17 protein-coding genes are annotated in these 16835 nt (G+C 49.2%); 6 read left to right on the forward strand and 11 right to left on the reverse strand.

Annotated elements, in window-relative coordinates:
* Positions 1-56: 56 nt before the first annotated feature.
* Together ymdB and clsC are read left to right on the forward strand one after the other, a co-directional pair.
* Entirely contained in the window at positions 57-590 is a 534-nt protein-coding gene (gene ymdB, locus A1WG_RS04250) for an O-acetyl-ADP-ribose deacetylase (RefSeq protein WP_000842235.1), read from the forward strand.
* Positions 532-2013 carry a cardiolipin synthase ClsC gene (clsC, locus tag A1WG_RS04245; protein ID WP_001516165.1) on the forward strand — a complete coding sequence of 494 codons (1482 nt, stop codon included), beginning with the start codon at positions 532-534 and terminating at the stop codon, positions 2011-2013. Before ymdB ends, clsC begins: the two co-directional genes overlap by 59 nt.
* A 7-nt stretch (positions 2014-2020) precedes the next feature.
* Here clsC and mdoC read toward each other — a convergent pair whose 3' ends face one another.
* Complete coding sequence (mdoC, locus tag A1WG_RS04240; protein WP_001516166.1) at positions 2021-3178, reverse strand: glucans biosynthesis protein MdoC; 1158 nt, start codon at positions 3176-3178, stop codon at positions 2021-2023.
* A gap of 393 nt (positions 3179-3571) precedes the next feature.
* Between mdoC and mdoG the strand changes: the two genes are divergently transcribed.
* From mdoG to A1WG_RS04225, 3 genes are all read left to right on the forward strand, one after another.
* Positions 3572-5107 (forward strand): glucans biosynthesis protein MdoG, encoded by a 1536-nt coding sequence (mdoG, locus tag A1WG_RS04235; RefSeq protein ID WP_010377222.1) that lies wholly within the window; start codon positions 3572-3574, stop codon positions 5105-5107.
* Positions 5100-7643 carry a glucans biosynthesis glucosyltransferase MdoH gene (gene mdoH, locus A1WG_RS04230; protein ID WP_010377224.1) on the forward strand — a complete coding sequence of 848 codons (2544 nt, stop codon included), beginning with the start codon at positions 5100-5102 and terminating at the stop codon, positions 7641-7643. Before mdoG ends, mdoH begins: the two co-directional genes overlap by 8 nt.
* 137 nt (positions 7644-7780) lie before the next feature.
* Entirely contained in the window at positions 7781-8008 is a 228-nt protein-coding gene (locus A1WG_RS04225) for a YceK/YidQ family lipoprotein (RefSeq protein ID WP_001211026.1), read from the forward strand.
* Here A1WG_RS04225 and A1WG_RS04220 read toward each other — a convergent pair whose 3' ends face one another.
* The 3 genes from A1WG_RS04220 to lpxL form a co-directional block, all read right to left on the reverse strand.
* A complete protein-coding gene (locus A1WG_RS04220) occupies positions 8009-8383 on the reverse strand; it encodes a MysB family protein (protein WP_001516169.1) in 375 nt (124 codons plus the stop codon).
* Positions 8384-8465: 82 nt separating this feature from the next.
* On the reverse strand, positions 8466-9692 hold the full coding sequence (mdtG, locus tag A1WG_RS04215) for a multidrug efflux MFS transporter MdtG (RefSeq protein WP_000075038.1): 1227 nt from the start codon (positions 9690-9692) through the stop codon (positions 8466-8468).
* A 177-nt stretch (positions 9693-9869) separates the two neighbouring features.
* Positions 9870-10790, reverse strand: coding sequence for a kdo(2)-lipid IV(A) lauroyltransferase (gene lpxL / locus A1WG_RS04210; RefSeq protein WP_001516170.1), 921 nt, complete (start codon positions 10788-10790; stop codon positions 9870-9872).
* A 223-nt stretch (positions 10791-11013) separates the two neighbouring features.
* Between lpxL and A1WG_RS04205 the strand changes: the two genes are divergently transcribed.
* A complete protein-coding gene (locus A1WG_RS04205) occupies positions 11014-12066 on the forward strand; it encodes an oxygen-dependent tRNA uridine(34) hydroxylase TrhO (RefSeq protein WP_001516171.1) in 1053 nt (350 codons plus the stop codon).
* Positions 12067-12107: 41 nt separating this feature from the next.
* Here the strand turns inward: A1WG_RS04205 and A1WG_RS04200 are convergent, their stop codons facing one another.
* From A1WG_RS04200 to pyrC, 7 genes are all read right to left on the reverse strand, one after another.
* Positions 12108-12683 carry a YceI family protein gene (locus A1WG_RS04200; RefSeq protein WP_000749251.1) on the reverse strand — a complete coding sequence of 192 codons (576 nt, stop codon included), beginning with the start codon at positions 12681-12683 and terminating at the stop codon, positions 12108-12110.
* A 3-nt stretch (positions 12684-12686) separates the two neighbouring features.
* Positions 12687-13253 carry a cytochrome b gene (locus A1WG_RS04195; RefSeq protein ID WP_001516172.1) on the reverse strand — a complete coding sequence of 189 codons (567 nt, stop codon included), beginning with the start codon at positions 13251-13253 and terminating at the stop codon, positions 12687-12689.
* A 261-nt stretch (positions 13254-13514) separates the two neighbouring features.
* The gene (locus A1WG_RS23740) at positions 13515-13628 is read right to left on the reverse strand and encodes a YceO family protein (RefSeq protein WP_001253738.1); all 114 of its coding nucleotides are present in this window, start codon (positions 13626-13628) and stop codon (positions 13515-13517) included.
* Between the two features lie 48 nt (positions 13629-13676).
* Entirely contained in the window at positions 13677-14795 is a 1119-nt protein-coding gene (gene solA, locus A1WG_RS04190; protein WP_000872747.1) for an N-methyl-L-tryptophan oxidase, read from the reverse strand.
* A 114-nt stretch (positions 14796-14909) separates the two neighbouring features.
* Complete coding sequence (bssS, locus tag A1WG_RS04185; RefSeq protein WP_000414435.1) at positions 14910-15164, reverse strand: biofilm formation regulator BssS; 255 nt, start codon at positions 15162-15164, stop codon at positions 14910-14912.
* A gap of 275 nt (positions 15165-15439) precedes the next feature.
* Entirely contained in the window at positions 15440-15685 is a 246-nt protein-coding gene (dinI, locus tag A1WG_RS04180) for a DNA damage-inducible protein I (protein ID WP_001217758.1), read from the reverse strand.
* 74 nt (positions 15686-15759) lie between these two features.
* Positions 15760-16806, reverse strand: a complete 1047-nt coding sequence (gene pyrC / locus A1WG_RS04175; protein WP_000126569.1) for a dihydroorotase — start codon at positions 16804-16806, stop codon at positions 15760-15762.
* Positions 16807-16835: the final 29 nt, after the last annotated feature.

The raw sequence follows: 16835 nt of genomic DNA on the forward strand, positions 1-16835 counted from the left end.
ATTTCCCTAAAAGCCCTGCTGTACACTTAAGGAACAAGATGGTGTAAGGAGGCGTTATGAAATCGCGTATTCATGTTGTGCAGGGTGATATTACCAAACTGGCCGTTGATGTTATTGTTAATGCGGCAAATCCATCATTAATGGGGGGCGGCGGTGTTGATGGCGCTATTCATCGCGCTGCTGGTCCGGCCTTGCTGGATGCTTGTTTAAAAGTTCGTCAGCAACAGGGCGATTGCCCTACGGGACATGCAGTCATTACTCTTGCAGGCGATCTTCCTGCCAAAGCAGTTGTGCATACCGTTGGGCCAGTCTGGCGCGGGGGCGAACAAAATGAAGACCAGTTATTGCAGGATGCCTATCTCAATAGTCTGCGACTGGTGGCTGCGAACGGTTATTCGTCAGTGGCTTTTCCTGCCATTAGCACTGGTGTATATGGTTACCCGCGTGCTGCTGCGGCTGAAATAGCTGTAAAAACCGTTTCGGAATTTATTACCCGTCACGCTTTACCTGAGCAAGTATACTTTGTCTGTTATGATGCAGAAAACGCCCACCTCTACGAAAGACTCCTTACCCAACAAGGAGATGAATGATTTGCCCCGGCTGGCGAGCGCGGTGCTGCCGTTGTGCTCGCAACATCCTGGAAAATGCGGCATTTTCCCTCTTGATAAAAGCCTGGATGCGTTTGCCGCAAGATATTATCTGGCGGAAATGGCGGAACATACGCTGGATGTTCAGTACTACATTTGGCAGGACGATATGTCGGGGCGGTTGCTGTTTTCCGCCCTGTTAGCCGCAGCGAAGCGTGGCGTTCGCGTCCGGTTGTTGCTCGATGACAACAATACCCCCGGGCTTGATGACATTTTACGCTTGCTCGATAGTCACCCGCGTATTGAAGTCCGGCTTTTCAATCCTTTCTCGTTTCGTTTGTTGCGCCCGCTTGGCTATATCACCGATTTTTCCCGCCTCAATCGCCGTATGCATAATAAAAGTTTTACCGTTGATGGTGTGGTAACGCTGGTGGGCGGGCGAAACATTGGCGACGCTTATTTTGGTGCGGGGGAAGAGCCGCTTTTTTCTGATTTAGATGTCATGGCAATCGGGCCAGTTGTTGAGGACGTTGCCGATGATTTCGCCCGCTACTGGTATTGCAAATCGGTTTCACCGTTGCAGCAGGTGCTGGATGTTCCCGATGGCGAAATGGCTGACCGCATTGAGCTACCTGCGTCCTGGTACAACGACAGCGGGACACATCGCTATTTGCGCCAAATGGAGTTAAGTCCTTTTATAAATCAACTGGTTGACGGGACATTGCCGCTAATCTGGGCAAGAACGCGTTTATTAAGTGATGATCCCGCGAAAGGGGAGGGCAAGGCAAAACGCCATTCACTGCTGCCGCAACGTCTGTTCGATATCATGGGCTCACCCAGCGAACGTATTGATATTATCTCTTCCTATTTTGTGCCAACGCGCGCGGGAGTGGCGCAGCTTTTACGAATGGTGAGAAAAGGGGTCAAGATAGCTATCTTAACCAATTCACTTGCCGCTAACGATGTCGCTGTCGTTCATGCCGGGTATGCCCGCTGGCGCAAAAAATTGCTCCGCTATGGCGTTGAATTATATGAACTGAAGCCGACGCGGGAACAGAGCGGAACGCTGCACGATCGCGGTATAACCGGGAATTCTGGCGCAAGTCTGCATGCCAAAACGTTTAGTGTCGATGGCAAAATTGTGTTTATTGGCTCATTCAATTTCGATCCGCGTTCAACGCTGCTCAATACTGAAATGGGCCTGGTGATAGAGAGTGAAACGCTGGCGCAATTAATCGATAAACGCTTTATGCAGAGTCAGTATGATGCGGCCTGGCAGCTCCGTTTGGATCGTTGGGGAAGGATCAACTGGGTCGATCGTCATGGGAAGGAAGATATTATCCTCAAAAAAGAACCCGCAACCAGTTTCTGGAAGCGGGTTATGGTCAGACTGGCGTCAATATTGCCCGTAGAATGGTTATTATAAACGTGGCTTAACGGGCTGGCGCTTTATCATTCTCACGCTTCACGTTCGGTTTGCCAGAGAATAAAAACTTCAGCAACGGAATGCGTAAATGAATTTCGTACAGAATTATCGCAATCCCTATCACAAATATCAGACCGCAGAGAAAACCAAGCCAATTTGAGGTGATATGCGGGGTGATGTATGCGCCGAAAAAGAGCGTTAACGGGTGGTGAACCAGGTAGATAAACAGTGACGCGTTGACAAAATAAGTTACCCGTGCCGACTGAAAATTAAGCAGGCGGTGGCCGAAGGAGAAGACCACATTAACCATCCACAGTCCGAGCACCATCGTGATCACCGACTCAGTTTCATACATCCAAGCATCGCCACTGCCGTAACGTTGATTGAGCAAATAAGCCATAAATGCCAGTGCTGCCGCGAGGGTACAGCCGCGAGATGGGGTGGTAAACAAAGCTTTAAGGTTAGGAAAAATGAAAGCCAGTGCACCGAGAATAAAGAACGGCATATAAAACAGCGTCTGCATGAAAATAAAATTGAACATGCCATCGCTTAAAATGGGCGGATAAATGATAAATAGTGTTCTTCTTATTGCTGCATAGCCAACACCCAGACAGAAAAATAATATCGATAGCTTAACCATCGAGAAAGATTTATTCGCCTTATCTGAATTTTCTAAATTATTTCTGATGCGCTTAAATATCCACACGCACAGTGTCGTCATAACGACCAGCACCAGTAAAAACCACAGATGCGAGACTAATTCCCAGGCCAGAGTATTATATTTGTCATACAATGATAGCCCAGGCCAGCTTTCCGCTTTGCCTTTGACATATTGCAGCATAATGAATTGCGGCAAGGTGAGCAGGGGAATTGCCGTTAACATCGGGATACCTACGCGCTCAACGCGCACTTTCCACCATTTTTTCAATGGGTAGCGCAAAAACAGCATGTAGGAAAAATACCCGGAAATAACGAAAAATACCTGCATACGGAAGGCGTGGATAAAATCGTTAAAAAGCGTCAGCCACCATGATGGTTCTGCGCTATTCACATGCCAGGTGTGGCTTGAATAAATTAAAGAAATATGAAAAGGGATCCCTAACAACATCAACCATGCGCGGATGGAGTCGAGGAAATATTCACGCTGCGCGGGTACTGGATTCATATATGGTTAACTAATCTCGGATTTTTCGTCTTATCCCGACCGGGTAATGCCTTTAGGCTTTTGCCGTAGCGACACCGACCTGACCACATGTGGCGCAGATTTCAAGTGCGTTTTTATGCGGCATAACCGCTACCACGAACCAAAATGGAAGCGCCTGTAAGACGGTTGATAAATAAATTTGCTGGCAAACCCTACACGAACTCGCTCCTTCTGTCTTTAGGAGAAGCACGGAAAGTGAAAACGGTTGCAATCAGGTGCTTAATCCATGAGCCGGTACGCCGAATAATACCGGGATTCTGTTGTCGGAATGGCTGGTTATCCATTAAAATAGATCGGATCGATATAAGCACACAAAGGGGGAAGTGCTTACTTATTATGAAACATAAACTACAAATGATGAAAATGCGTTGGTTGAGCGCTGCAGTAATGTTAACTCTGTATACATCGCCAGGCTGGGCCTTCAGCATTGACGATGTCGCAAAGCAAGCTCAATCCTTAGCCGGGAAAGGCTATGAGGCACCTAAAAGTAACTTGCCCTCCGTTTTCCGCGACATGAAATACGCGGACTATCAGCAGATCCAGTTTAATCATGACAAAGCCTACTGGAACAATCTGAAGACCCCATTCAAGCTCGAGTTCTACCATCAAGGTATGTACTTCGACACGCCGGTCAAAATCAACGAAGTCACCGCAACGGCAGTAAAAAGAATCAAATACAGTCCGGATTATTTCACTTTCGGTGATGTTCAGCATGACAAAGACACGGTAAAAGACCTTGGCTTCGCCGGTTTTAAAGTGCTTTACCCGATCAACAGCAAAGATAAAAACGATGAAATCGTCAGCATGCTCGGGGCCAGCTATTTTCGCGTGATTGGCGCAGGTCAGGTTTACGGTCTTTCTGCCCGTGGCCTGGCAATTGATACCGCTTTGCCATCCGGTGAAGAATTTCCGCGATTTAAAGAATTCTGGATCGAGCGTCCAAAACCGACTGACAAACGTTTAACGATTTATGCGCTGCTTGATTCGCCGCGTGCGACAGGCGCTTACAAGTTCGTTGTTATGCCGGGACGTGACACGGTTGTTGATGTGCAATCGAAAATTTACCTGCGCGATAAAGTCGGCAAACTGGGCGTTGCACCGTTAACCAGTATGTTCCTGTTCGGGCCGAATCAGCCATCTCCGGCGAATAACTATCGTCCGGAATTGCACGATTCTAACGGCCTTTCTATCCATGCTGGTAACGGTGAGTGGATCTGGCGTCCGCTGAACAACCCGAAACATCTGGCGATCAGCAGTTTCTCGATGGAGAACCCTCAAGGTTTCGGTCTACTGCAACGCGGCCGCGATTTCTCCCGTTTTGAAGATCTCGACGATCGTTATGATTTGCGTCCTAGCGCCTGGGTAACGCCGAAAGGGGAGTGGGGTAAAGGCAGCGTTGAGCTGGTAGAAATTCCAACCAACGATGAAACCAACGATAACATCGTCGCTTACTGGACACCGGATCAGTTGCCGGAGCCGGGCAAAGAGATGAACTTTAAATACACCATCACCTTCAGTCGTGACGAAGACAAACTTCACGCGCCTGATAACGCCTGGGTGCAGCAGACGCGTCGTTCAACGGGCGATGTAAAGCAGTCGAACCTGATTCGCCAGCCTGATGGCACTATTGCCTTTGTGGTCGATTTCACCGGCGCAGAAATGAAAAAACTGCCAGAGGATACGCCGGTCACCGCGCAAACCAGCATTGGCGATAATGGTGAGATTGTCGAAAGCACGGTGCGTTATAACCCGGTTACTAAAGGCTGGCGTCTGGTGATGCGTGTGAAAGTGAAAGATGCCAAGAAAACCACTGAAATGCGTGCTGCGCTGGTGAATGCCGATCAGACGTTGAGTGAAACCTGGAGCTACCAGTTACCTGCCAATGAATAAGACAACCGAGTACATTGACGCAATGCCCATCTCTGCAAGCGAGAAAGCGGCATTGCCGAAGACCGATATCCGCGCTGTTCATCAGGCGCTGGATGCTGAACACCGGATCTATGCGCGGGAGGATGACTCCCCACAAGGCTCGGTAAAGGCACGTCTGGAACAAGCCTGGCCTGATTCGCTTGCTGATGGACAGTTAATTAAAGACGACGAAGGACGCGACCAGCTTCAGGCAATGCCGAAAGCAAAACGCTCCTCTATGTTTCCCGATCCGTGGCGAACTAATCCGGTAGGGCGATTCTGGGATCGTCTGCGTGGGCGCGATGTGACGCCGCGCTATCTGGCCCGGTTGACCAAAGAAGAGCAGGAAAGTGAGCAAAAGTGGCGTACTGTCGGGACAATCCGTCGTTACATCCTGCTTATCCTGACGTTGGCGCAAACTGTTGTCGCCACCTGGTACATGAAGACGATTCTGCCGTATCAGGGATGGGCGTTGATTAATCCGGTTGATATGGTTGGTCAGGATCTGTGGGTTTCCTTTATGCAGCTCCTGCCTTATATGCTGCAAACCGGCATTCTGATCCTCTTCGCTGTTCTTTTCTGTTGGGTGTCTGCCGGATTCTGGACGGCGCTGATGGGCTTCCTGCAGTTACTTATTGGTCGCGATAAATACAGTATATCTGCGTCAACCGTTGGTGATGAGCCGTTAAATCCGGAGCATCGCACGGCATTGATCATGCCTATTTGTAATGAGGATGTGAACCGCGTCTTTGCAGGCTTGCGCGCAACGTGGGAATCGGTAAAAGCCACCGGCAATGCTCAACACTTTGATGTCTATATTCTGAGTGACAGCTACAACCCAGACATCTGTGTGGCAGAACAAAAAGCGTGGATGGAGCTGATCGCTGAAGTCGGTGGCGAAGGTCAGATTTTCTATCGCCGTCGCCGTCGTCGCGTGAAGCGTAAGAGCGGTAATATCGATGACTTCTGCCGTCGTTGGGGCAGTCAGTACAGCTACATGGTGGTGCTGGATGCCGACTCAGTGATGACCGGTGATTGCTTGTGTGGTCTGGTGCGCCTGATGGAAGCCAATCCGAATGCCGGGATTATCCAGTCTTCACCGAAAGCGTCCGGTATGGATACGCTGTATGCGCGCTGCCAGCAGTTTGCTACCCGTGTCTATGGGCCATTGTTCACTGCCGGTTTGCACTTCTGGCAACTCGGTGAGTCGCACTACTGGGGGCATAACGCGATAATCCGCGTGAAACCGTTTATCGAGCATTGTGCGCTGGCACCGCTGCCTGGTGAAGGATCATTTGCTGGTTCAATTCTTTCGCATGACTTTGTGGAAGCCGCACTGATGCGCCGTGCAGGCTGGGGGGTATGGATTGCTTACGATCTTCCTGGCTCTTATGAAGAGCTGCCCCCTAATCTGCTTGATGAGCTAAAACGTGACCGCCGCTGGTGCCACGGTAACCTGATGAACTTCCGTCTGTTCCTGGTGAAAGGGATGCACCCGGTACACCGCGCGGTGTTCCTGACAGGTGTGATGTCTTATCTTTCCGCACCGCTGTGGTTTATGTTCCTCGCGCTTTCTACCGCATTGCAGGTAGTGCACGCGCTGACCGAGCCGCAATACTTTCTGCAACCACGGCAGTTGTTCCCGGTGTGGCCACAGTGGCGTCCTGAACTGGCTATTGCGCTGTTTGCCTCGACCATGGTGCTGCTGTTCCTGCCGAAGTTGTTGAGTATTTTGCTCATCTGGTGCAAAGGGACGAAAGAGTATGGCGGCTTCTGGCGCGTGACGTTATCGTTGTTGTTAGAAGTGCTGTTCTCCGTGTTGTTGGCACCGGTACGCATGCTGTTTCATACGGTATTCGTGGTCAGCGCCTTCCTCGGTTGGGAAGTGGTGTGGAATTCACCGCAGCGTGATGATGACTCCACTTCCTGGGGCGAAGCGTTTAAACGCCACGGCTCTCAGTTATTGCTGGGGTTAGTGTGGGCGGTCGGTATGGCGTGGCTGGATCTGCGTTTTCTGTTCTGGCTGGCACCGATTGTCTTCTCGTTGATCCTGTCACCGTTTGTTTCGGTGATCTCCAGCCGTACAACCGTTGGTTTGCGCACGAAACGCTGGAAACTGTTCCTGATCCCGGAAGAGTATTCACCGCCGCAGGTACTGGTCGATACCGATCGTTTCCTTGAGATGAACCGTCAACGTTCTCTCGACGATGGCTTTATGCACGCGGTGTTTAATCCGTCGTTTAATGCCCTGGCAATGGCAATGGCCACCGCGCGTCACCGCGCCAGTAAGGTGCTGGAAATCGCCCGCGATCGCCACGTTGAACAGGCGCTGAACGAGACGCCAGAGAAGCTGAATCGCGATCGCCGCCTGGTGCTGTTGAGCGATCCGGTGACCATGGCACGCCTGCATTTCCGTGTGTGGAATTCCCCGGAGAAATATTCTTCATGGGTGAGTTACTACGAAGGGATAAAGCTGAATCCACTGGCATTACGTAAACCGGATGTGGCTTCGCAATAAAGCGTAGTTACCTGCAATATATTGAATTTGCAAGGTTTCGTAGATCGGATAAGGCGTTCACGCCACATCCGGCAAAAACAACGAGCCAATAAAAATACCGGCGTAATGCCGGTATTTTTTTACAGAAGAGGGTACGAATGCGTTTCATTTTGGTAGGCATCATGGTTGCTTTGCTGAGTGGTTGTGGCAGCATCATCAGTCGCACCATACCGGGGCAGGGGCATGGCAATCAATATTATCCAGGTGTGCAATGGGATGTGCGTGACTCCGCATGGCGCTATGTCACGATCCTTGATCTTCCATTCTCTTTAGTCTTTGATACCTTACTGCTGCCGATCGACATTCACCACGGAGCATATGAGTAATTAACGTTCATCCCACTCATCGGCTGCTGTGCGCCCTTCTTCGGTATCCAGCGGAGGCTCAAGCTGGAATTCGCCTTCGTCCCATTCATGCAGAGTATTTTCTTCCTGCCATTCCTGGCGGATTTCAATCTCATCATAATCGCCATCAAATATGCTCTGTGCGGCTTCTCCACTGAACATTGGCAGGCATTCACCTTCTTCGCCTTCATCGGCGTAAAACTCAACCTGCCACATAATGTCGCCATCTTGCAGAATGTATTTTTGGACATTGAACTGTTGCACATTCGCTTCTTCGGCGTCGATGCCGGGATTGTCAGCAAGAAATTCTTCGCGTGCGGCATCAATGGCTTCTTCAAGCGTTGCGTACATAGTCATCACGATTCTCCCTTTGATTTGATGAGGTATTCAGGGAAAGAATAGCTGATTCTCCGCTTTTGCAAGTATGAAAGGCGAAAAATCAGTTCGATACCTGGGGGAATCGGCGGCGACGCAGGCTGTTCCAGGAATAGACAGCGTTAAACAGAACGACTCCGGCAGTAACCAGAAATACTGCCCGGAAGCCATAGTTTGCTGAGATAGCGGCCCCCATCAATGGCCCCGTAACGTTGCCAATATCACGAAACGACTGGTTATAACTGAAAATGCGACCGGCGATTTGGTTGGTCGAATTGTAAACCAGCAGCGTCTGTACGGCGGGGAGCAAAGCACCATCTGCAGCACCGAGTAAAAACCGTAAAATCCCCAGTTGCAATGGCGTCTGGACATAAGACATTGGGATCAACAGCAGTACAGAAAAGATCAGCGCAGTTATCAGAATCTTTTCTGGTCCGATTCGATCGCCAAGTTTGCCGAGTCGTGGTGCGCTAAGTAGAGCTGCCACGCCGGGGACTGAGGCGATCATCCCGCTGATAAACGCGATATTACTGACGTTGCCGGCCAGTTCGCGGACATACAGCGTCAGGATTGGGGCGATTGAACCGGTGGCAATCTGGATAATTAACGTCGTGACAAACAGGCTGAGTACCAGTTTTGGGTTTTTAAGTGACGTTACGACTTCCCGCATGTGCAGCATCTCTTTTTTGCTGACCGGTTGGAATTTTTCTTTGATACAAAATAGGGTGACAAAAAAACAGAGTAGCAGCACGCTAGCGGTGATAAAGAACACCGGACGTAAGCCGTAGCTATCCGCGAGCAGACCGCCAGCCATTGGGCCGAGCAACGCGCCACTAACCCCACCGGTAGAGAGTGTCCCCAGCGCCCAGCCGCTTTTGTTGCGTGGGACCTGGGTGGCGATTAAGGCGTTGGCGTTGGGAACAAATCCACCGAGCAGCCCCAGTAGCGCCCGCAGGATCAGGAACTGCCAGATATTTTGCGCCAACCCCATCAACACCATCACGATGCCCATCCCGAGAGCCGAGCGCAATAGCATAATTTTTCGGCCTTTGCGATCGGCAAGCCCGCCCCAAAACGGGGAGGCGATAGCAGAAAATAAAAAGGTAATACTGAAGACAATTCCGGACCACATATTCAGCTCACTGTGACCGGTGACGCCAAGTTGCTCAACGTAGAGGGGTAAGAACGGCATCACCAGACTGAAGGCGGCGCCGGTGAGAAAACAACCTAGCCAGGCAACGATCAGGTTTCGTTTCCAGTTTATGGAGGTGTCATTATCAGAGGGTGACATAGCAATCCGCTGTTGGTGCGCCAGGCGCGGTGAACATAAGAAGAAAAAATAAGCACACTAATTATGCGCCTGACTTATAGGTGGTGCAACGCAGAGAGCTTTTATCGCTAAATCAGGGGATTTGATGCTGACAGGCCGGATGTGATGCAGGCATCTTATCCGGCCTGTGAATATGTATTAATAGCGAGAAGGTACGCCTTGCGGGCGCGTTTTAAAGCGACGATGCAGCCACATGTACTGTTCCGGCGCCATCATGATGCATTTTTCTACCACTTTATTCATCCACGCAGCGGTGGTTTCAGCGTTATCCAGCGGAGGTGAACACTCTGGCGGCAGCATGATCAATTGATACCCTTTGCCATCTGGCTTACGACGCGGAACAAACGGCACCAGACACGCACCAGACATTCTGGCCAGCATCCAGGTGCCGCTGGTGGTCGCCGCCTGTTCAACGGCAAACAGCGGCACAAAAACGCTTGAGCGTGGACCGTAATCGTGATCTGGTGCATACCAGACCACTTCGCCTTTCTTCAGTGCTTTAATCATTCCTTTTAAATCTTTGCGATCGAGCATCGATTTATTCGAACGCAGACGCCCCCAGGTTTGCAGCCAGTCGATCAATGGATTATCGTTCGGGCGATAGACACCGATACCCGGTTCCTGCATACCAAATTGCCTTGCGCCCAGTTCCAGAGTCAGAAAATGGATGCCAACTAACAGGATGCCGCGCTTTTGTGCCTGCACGTCACGGATATGTTCCATGCCGATCACTTCTGTCCAACGGGCAACCCGACGGTCCGGCCAGAACCATGCCATGCCAGTCTCCATCAGCCCCATGCCAACGGATTCGAAATTCTTCACCACCATTTCACGGCGTTCCTGTTCACTCATCTCCGGGAAGCACAGTTCCAGGTTGCGGTGCACAATTTTGGCGCGTCGTTTCATAAAACGTAACGCCAGTCGTCCCGCCGCGATGCCGAGGCGGTAGATAATTGGGTAGGGTAACTGAACGACCAACCAAAGTACGCCAATACCCAACCAGGTTAACCAATAACGCGGATGAAGCAGTGCGGTGGAGAACTTGGGTAGATTCGTCATATCAATCCTGTCTTTCAACCTATACGGGCAATTGTATGTATTGTCGCATTTTTTCGTCCGCAACCAAAATTTGTGACCGGGGATTGGGTGAAATTGCCGCGCATGTAAATCATTATTAATTTTTAATGTGCAAATGTAGCGTAAAATGTGTGGATGTTAATTATCGATAATTGCTATATGATGCCGCGGATTTTTACTTACCCACCCGCAGGAACCGTACACCATGCCAGTGTTACACAACCGCATTTCTAATGACGCGCTGAAAGCCAAAATGCTGACCGAGAGCGAACCACGCACCACCATGTCGTTCTATAAATATTTCCAAATTGCCGATCCCAGGGCGACCCGCGATGCTTTATATCAGCTATTTACTGCGTTGAATGTCTTTGGGCGGGTCTATCTGGCACGTGAAGGGATCAACGCACAAATCAGCGTACCGGCGAGCAACGTAGAGACATTTCGCGCACAGCTTTATGCTTTTGACCCTGCTTTAAACGGATTACGTCTGAATATTGCGCTGGATGATGACGGGAAATCCTTCTGGGTGCTGCGCATGAAAGTCCGCGAACGAATTGTTGCCGATGGTATTGACGATCCTCAATTTGACGCCAGTAACGTCGGGGAATATCTACAAGCGGCGGAAGTGAACGCCATGCTTGACGATCCAGATACGCTGTTTATCGACATGCGCAACCACTATGAATACGAAGTGGGGCATTTTGAAAACGCGCTCGAAATTCCGGCTGATACCTTCCGTGAGCAACTGCCGAAAGCGGTTGAGATGATGCAGGCGCATAAAGATAAAAAAATCGTGATGTACTGCACCGGAGGTATTCGTTGCGAAAAGGCCAGTGCCTGGATGAAACATAGCGGATTCAATAAAGTCTGGCATATCGAAGGCGGTATTATTGAATACGCCCGCAAAGCGCGGGAACAAGGTCTGCCGGTCCGCTTTATTGGTAAAAATTTCGTTTTTGATGAGCGGATGGGGGAGCGCATCTCTGATGAAATTATCGCGCATTGTCATCAATGTGGCACACCGTGCGACAGCCATACCAACTGCAAAAATGATGGTTGCCACCTGCTGTTCATTCAGTGTCCGGCGTGCGCCGAGAAATTCAAAGGCTGTTGTAGTGAGATTTGCTGTGAAGAAAGCGCGTTACCGCCAGAAGAACAGCGACGTCTCCGTGCCGGGCGGGAAAATGGCAATAAGATCTTTAATAAATCACGTGGACGCCTGAACACGACACTGGTTATTCCTGATCCAACAGAATAAACATTCGTGCCGGATGCGTGTCATCCGGCAACATCTCAGCACTACTTCTGTTGTATGCCTTCAACCGAAATAATCAGATCAACTTCCTGCGAAGCCGCGCCTAAATCTGTCTTGATATTGAAGTCTTTTAGCTTAATTTTCCCTTCAGCCTCAAAACCCGCACGTTTACCGCCCCACGGATCGTCGCCCTGGCCAATCAATTTCGCTTCCAGCGTTACTGGTTTGGTCACGCCATTCAGCGTCAGATCACCAGTAATATCCAGCTCGTCACCGTTTTTCTTCACGCTGGTGGAGGAGAAGGTTGCCTGCGGATATTTTGCTGTATTAAGGAAATCCGCGCTGCGGAGATGTTTATCGCGCTCGGCGTGATTGGTATCAACACTGGTGGTGTTAATAGTCACATTCACTTTATCGGCTGCAGGATCCTTTTCATCAAACGTAAATGTACCGTCGAAATCTTTAAATGTGCCGTACAACCAACTGTAACCCAGATGCTGGATGCGGAAATTGACAAAGGCGTGCTGGCCTTCTTTGTCAATTTTATAATCGGCGGCGATAGCTGAACCGGCAGAGAACATCAGTGAAGCGAAGGTTAAACCAAGCAGGCTTTTTTTCATTTTTTAAACTCCATAGTCAGATGACGATTTTCCCAGCATGCGCCTCAGGGGGTCGTCTTTATCGATGAAATGATGCTTCAGAGCCATAAATCCGTGCATAACGGACAGAACGACCACGCTCCACGCCAGCCAAAAATGCAGGGCACCGGCTAAGTCAGCCTGCGCGCCAGTATCGGCAAGGGTTGCGGGAACGTCAAACCAGCCAAAAACGCTGATCGGTTTGCCATCGGCGGTAGAGATCAGATAGCCACTGATGCCAATGGCGAAGAGCAAGAGGTATAGCGCAAGATGTCCAGTCTTTGCACCAAGACGAGTCATAAGCGAATAATTTTGCAACGGACCTGGCGGTGGGGATATGACACGCCACAGAATACGAACAACCAGCCCCATCATTAACAGAATACCGATGCTTTTATGCAGTTCTGGTGCTTTGTGATACCAGCCATCGTAATAACTGAGCGTTACCATCCACAGACCCAAAGCAAACATGCCATAGACAATGATTGCACTTAGCCAATGAAAGGCTGTTGATATAACGCCATAGCGTTCAGGGGTATTTGTAAGTGGCATAAGGGCATCCGAAACATATTTGCGAGAGAATGAAAATGGCGTGTCGGAGAATGAATTGCAACTTAAAAATAACAATTCGAATGATATTTATTTTTATTTCAATAATTTTGATTTAATAATGAAGAGATCTTCATAAGTTTAGTTGTTTCAGGATGAGTGAAATCTGGTGAATGCGGTTATTGCAGGAATAAGCTTATTCAAATTTTCACACCAAATGAAAGAGATATTAAATATTTGTCAATTTATGTCAGTGATTACGGGTTAGAAATAAAATACATAGATGAGATCCATAATCGCCAGCAGTGACCAAAGAACAAGATAAAGCATGAAGTGTTCGCGAATATTATTGATGAGATAGTTCACCAAACGACGCATTAAAAAACTCCTGTAAAAACGGCCTCATTTTGGAGGCCGTAATGATGATTATTGGAAGCGGGAAAGTCTGAATGGCGTCAAATCAAAATTGCTTTTTTTGTCTTGTGCAAAGTCAGCGGCTATTTCCCCTAAAACCGACGCAAATTTAAAGCCGTGCCCACTCAGGCCGGTAATCAGCAGCGTATTATCGTGATCGGGCAGGGTATCGATAATAAAATCTTCGTCAGGCGAATTATCATAGGTGCAGGAAGCGCCGTACAGGCAGCAGCCAATACCTGGCAACACCTGGCGCAAGAATGGGAAGGCTTCAGAACCGTCGCTGGTAATTTCCGCAAATGGAACTCGTTCATCCGCGGAATGAATCACCTGACCACCGTTATGTTTACCAATCTTCAGAGCGTCATTTTCGGCAGGAAAACCGTAATATTGATCGCCATTGGGCAGTTCGCCAGTAAACGCCGGAAATTTATTTTTAACGCTATAACGACCATCTGCCTGATACCAGGCAAATACTTTGCGTACTGGCTGAATCGGGAGTTCTGGTAGCAGGTCTTTTACCCAGGTTCCCGCGCAGACGATCACTTTCTTTGCCTGATACTCGCCATCAGCCGTTGTAATGGTTACGCCGTTGTCATCATGGTGAATAGCGGTGACCGGGCAATTAAACAGTTGCGCGCAGCCAGCTTCATTCGCCAGTTTGATCCAGGTTTTAATCGCCAGTTCACTGCGCAAAAAGCCGGAATCAGCTTCAAATAAGCCGATGTAGTTGTCCGGGACGCGTATTTCCGGCCAGCGGGCCATAATCGCTTGCGCATCCAGTTTTTCGACGTTGAGTTGCCACTGTTCCGCACTGTGGGCAACGTTGGTGAGGAATTTGGAGTCAGAAGGACCAAGGTTGATGACGCCAGAGCGCACAAAAATAGGGTCTTCTTCGTTGTAATGGGAGAGTTCATCCCACAACGTTTGCGCGCGAAGCACTAACGGAACATATTTTTCGCCTTCACCATAAGCATGGCGAATTAATCGCGTATCACCGTGGTGACTGCCGTGTTGATGTGGTGGCATATGGGCGTCGGTCATCAGCACTTTCAAACCGGCCTGGGTGGCATAATACCCGGCTGCAGCACCTACGGAACCGCTGCCAATAATGATGAGATCGTATTTCATTTTTTTCTCTCTGCTCTCATGGTACAAGCAGAGTAATTAAGTGAATGCAGATATACAACCCAGAAATGGTAAAGGCACCGGTCAGGTGCCTTTTGGGTGGATGGTCATGTCATGTTAATGACGCCGATACTCATTTACATGGAAATCACCAGATTCAATTTTGGCGATTCCTGCTTCTAATATCGAAATAAATTGTCTGGCAACATCAGTAGTTAACCAGAGTGTCTGACCAACTTCAGTCCCTTCCTGCTCGGACTTATTTGGGGTCTGGTAGTGCAAACGCAACATCAGCGCATCATAGCTATCAACGGTGCTGATGTCCCACCCTACGAGCGGATGAGTCTGAATGACTTCATTGTTTTTTTCCATCATGGCCCCCTAATTCGTGTTACTAGACAACGTTATTCGAGGTTCAATGCGTTTTTATCTGAAGCAACTTCAGTATACCAATAAGTAAGGGTGTTCACCGAATTTTTAAAGGGGGAAAGAGATATTTTTTTGGTTTTAAGATTTATATGAACAATAAAACAGCATGTCATTCATATTTTTTTAGCATATTGTGCAATTATTTTGAGGAAGTGTAGAAGATTTGTACGCAAAATAAAAAAGCCGGGGCGACCCGGCAAAACAAACATTACTGCATATTATTCGCTAACGAACCAGTCATCTGCGCTTTCCCATGTTTCTTGCAGAATTTCGCTAATACGTTGTTTATCTTCTTTTGTCGCGCCAATAACCGATAAATTATTGGCTGAAGCATAACGAACAGACACATGGCTTTCGTTATCAGGAAACGCATACTGAATACGGCGGGAAAGTTCACCTGCCAGAGCGTCAATAGCCCCGGCAGGTAATGGAGAAGTTTTCGCGATGGTGACTTCAATTCTCATAATAGCCCCCTGTTAAATATACTGGTTATTTATACAGGTAAAATAACCTAATGACAACAGGGTGCTACGTTTTTTTATTGTTTAACTGTCCAGCGAACCGTTTCTCCGGCCAGGAATGGCACCAGCGTGTCGTCGGTCAGAGCGATGCTTTCAGCAACTTGTTGCTCTTCGCGTACCAGTTCAATAAACGATTCGTTGACCGGTAAACCATAGAACTGCGGGCCGTTTAAAGAACAGAACGCTTCAAAGTGCTGCAACGCATCCATTTCTTCAAATACAGTGGCGTAACTGCCCAGCGCCGTTGGTGCATTAAAACAACCTGCACAACCGCAGCTACTCTCTTTGCGATGACGTGCATGTGGTGCGGAGTCAGTCCCGAGAAAAACGCGATTAAAGCCACTGGCGACCAGCTCACGCAGTGCCTGTTGATGCACATTACGTTTGAGAATGGGCAGGCAGTACAGGTGCGGACGTACACCGCCAACCAGCATATGGTTACGATTAAACATCAGATGCTGGGGGGTAATAGTAGCGGCCAGCAATTCATTACCGTCACGAACATATTCGGCAGCATCTTTAGTGGTGATGTGCTCAAAAACCACTTTCAGCGCAGTCAGGCGCTGGCGCAGTGGCTCCATAACCGTTTCAATAAAGCGGGCTTCACGGTCAAAAATGTCGATATCGGCGTGTGTAACTTCTCCGTGCACCAGCAGCGGCATGCCAATTTTTTCCATTCGCTCAAGTACCGGCATGATAGTGTCAACCGACGTCACACCGTGGCTGGAGTTGGTGGTAGCGTTTGCCGGGTAAAGTTTTGCCGCGGTGAACACGCCTTCGTTAAATCCACGCTCCAATTCATTGGGGGCCAGCGAATCTGTTAAATAACAGGTCATCAGCGGGGTGAAATCGTGTCCGGCAGGTACGGCGTCAAGAATACGCTGGCGATACGCTACGGCAGCTTCGACGGTCGTTATGGGCGGAGCCAGATTGGGCATAACGATGGCCCGGCCATAAGTTTTGCTGGTATACGGCACGACAGTTTTTAACATGTCGCCATCGCGGAGGTGAAGGTGCCAGTCGTCTGGGCGGCGGATCTTTAATACCTGGGATGGTGCAGTCATTAATCTCTATGCTCCGGCTGAAGGGATGT

Source organism: Escherichia sp. KTE96 (assembly GCF_000408525.1).
Lineage (GTDB): Bacteria > Pseudomonadota > Gammaproteobacteria > Enterobacterales > Enterobacteriaceae > Escherichia > Escherichia marmotae.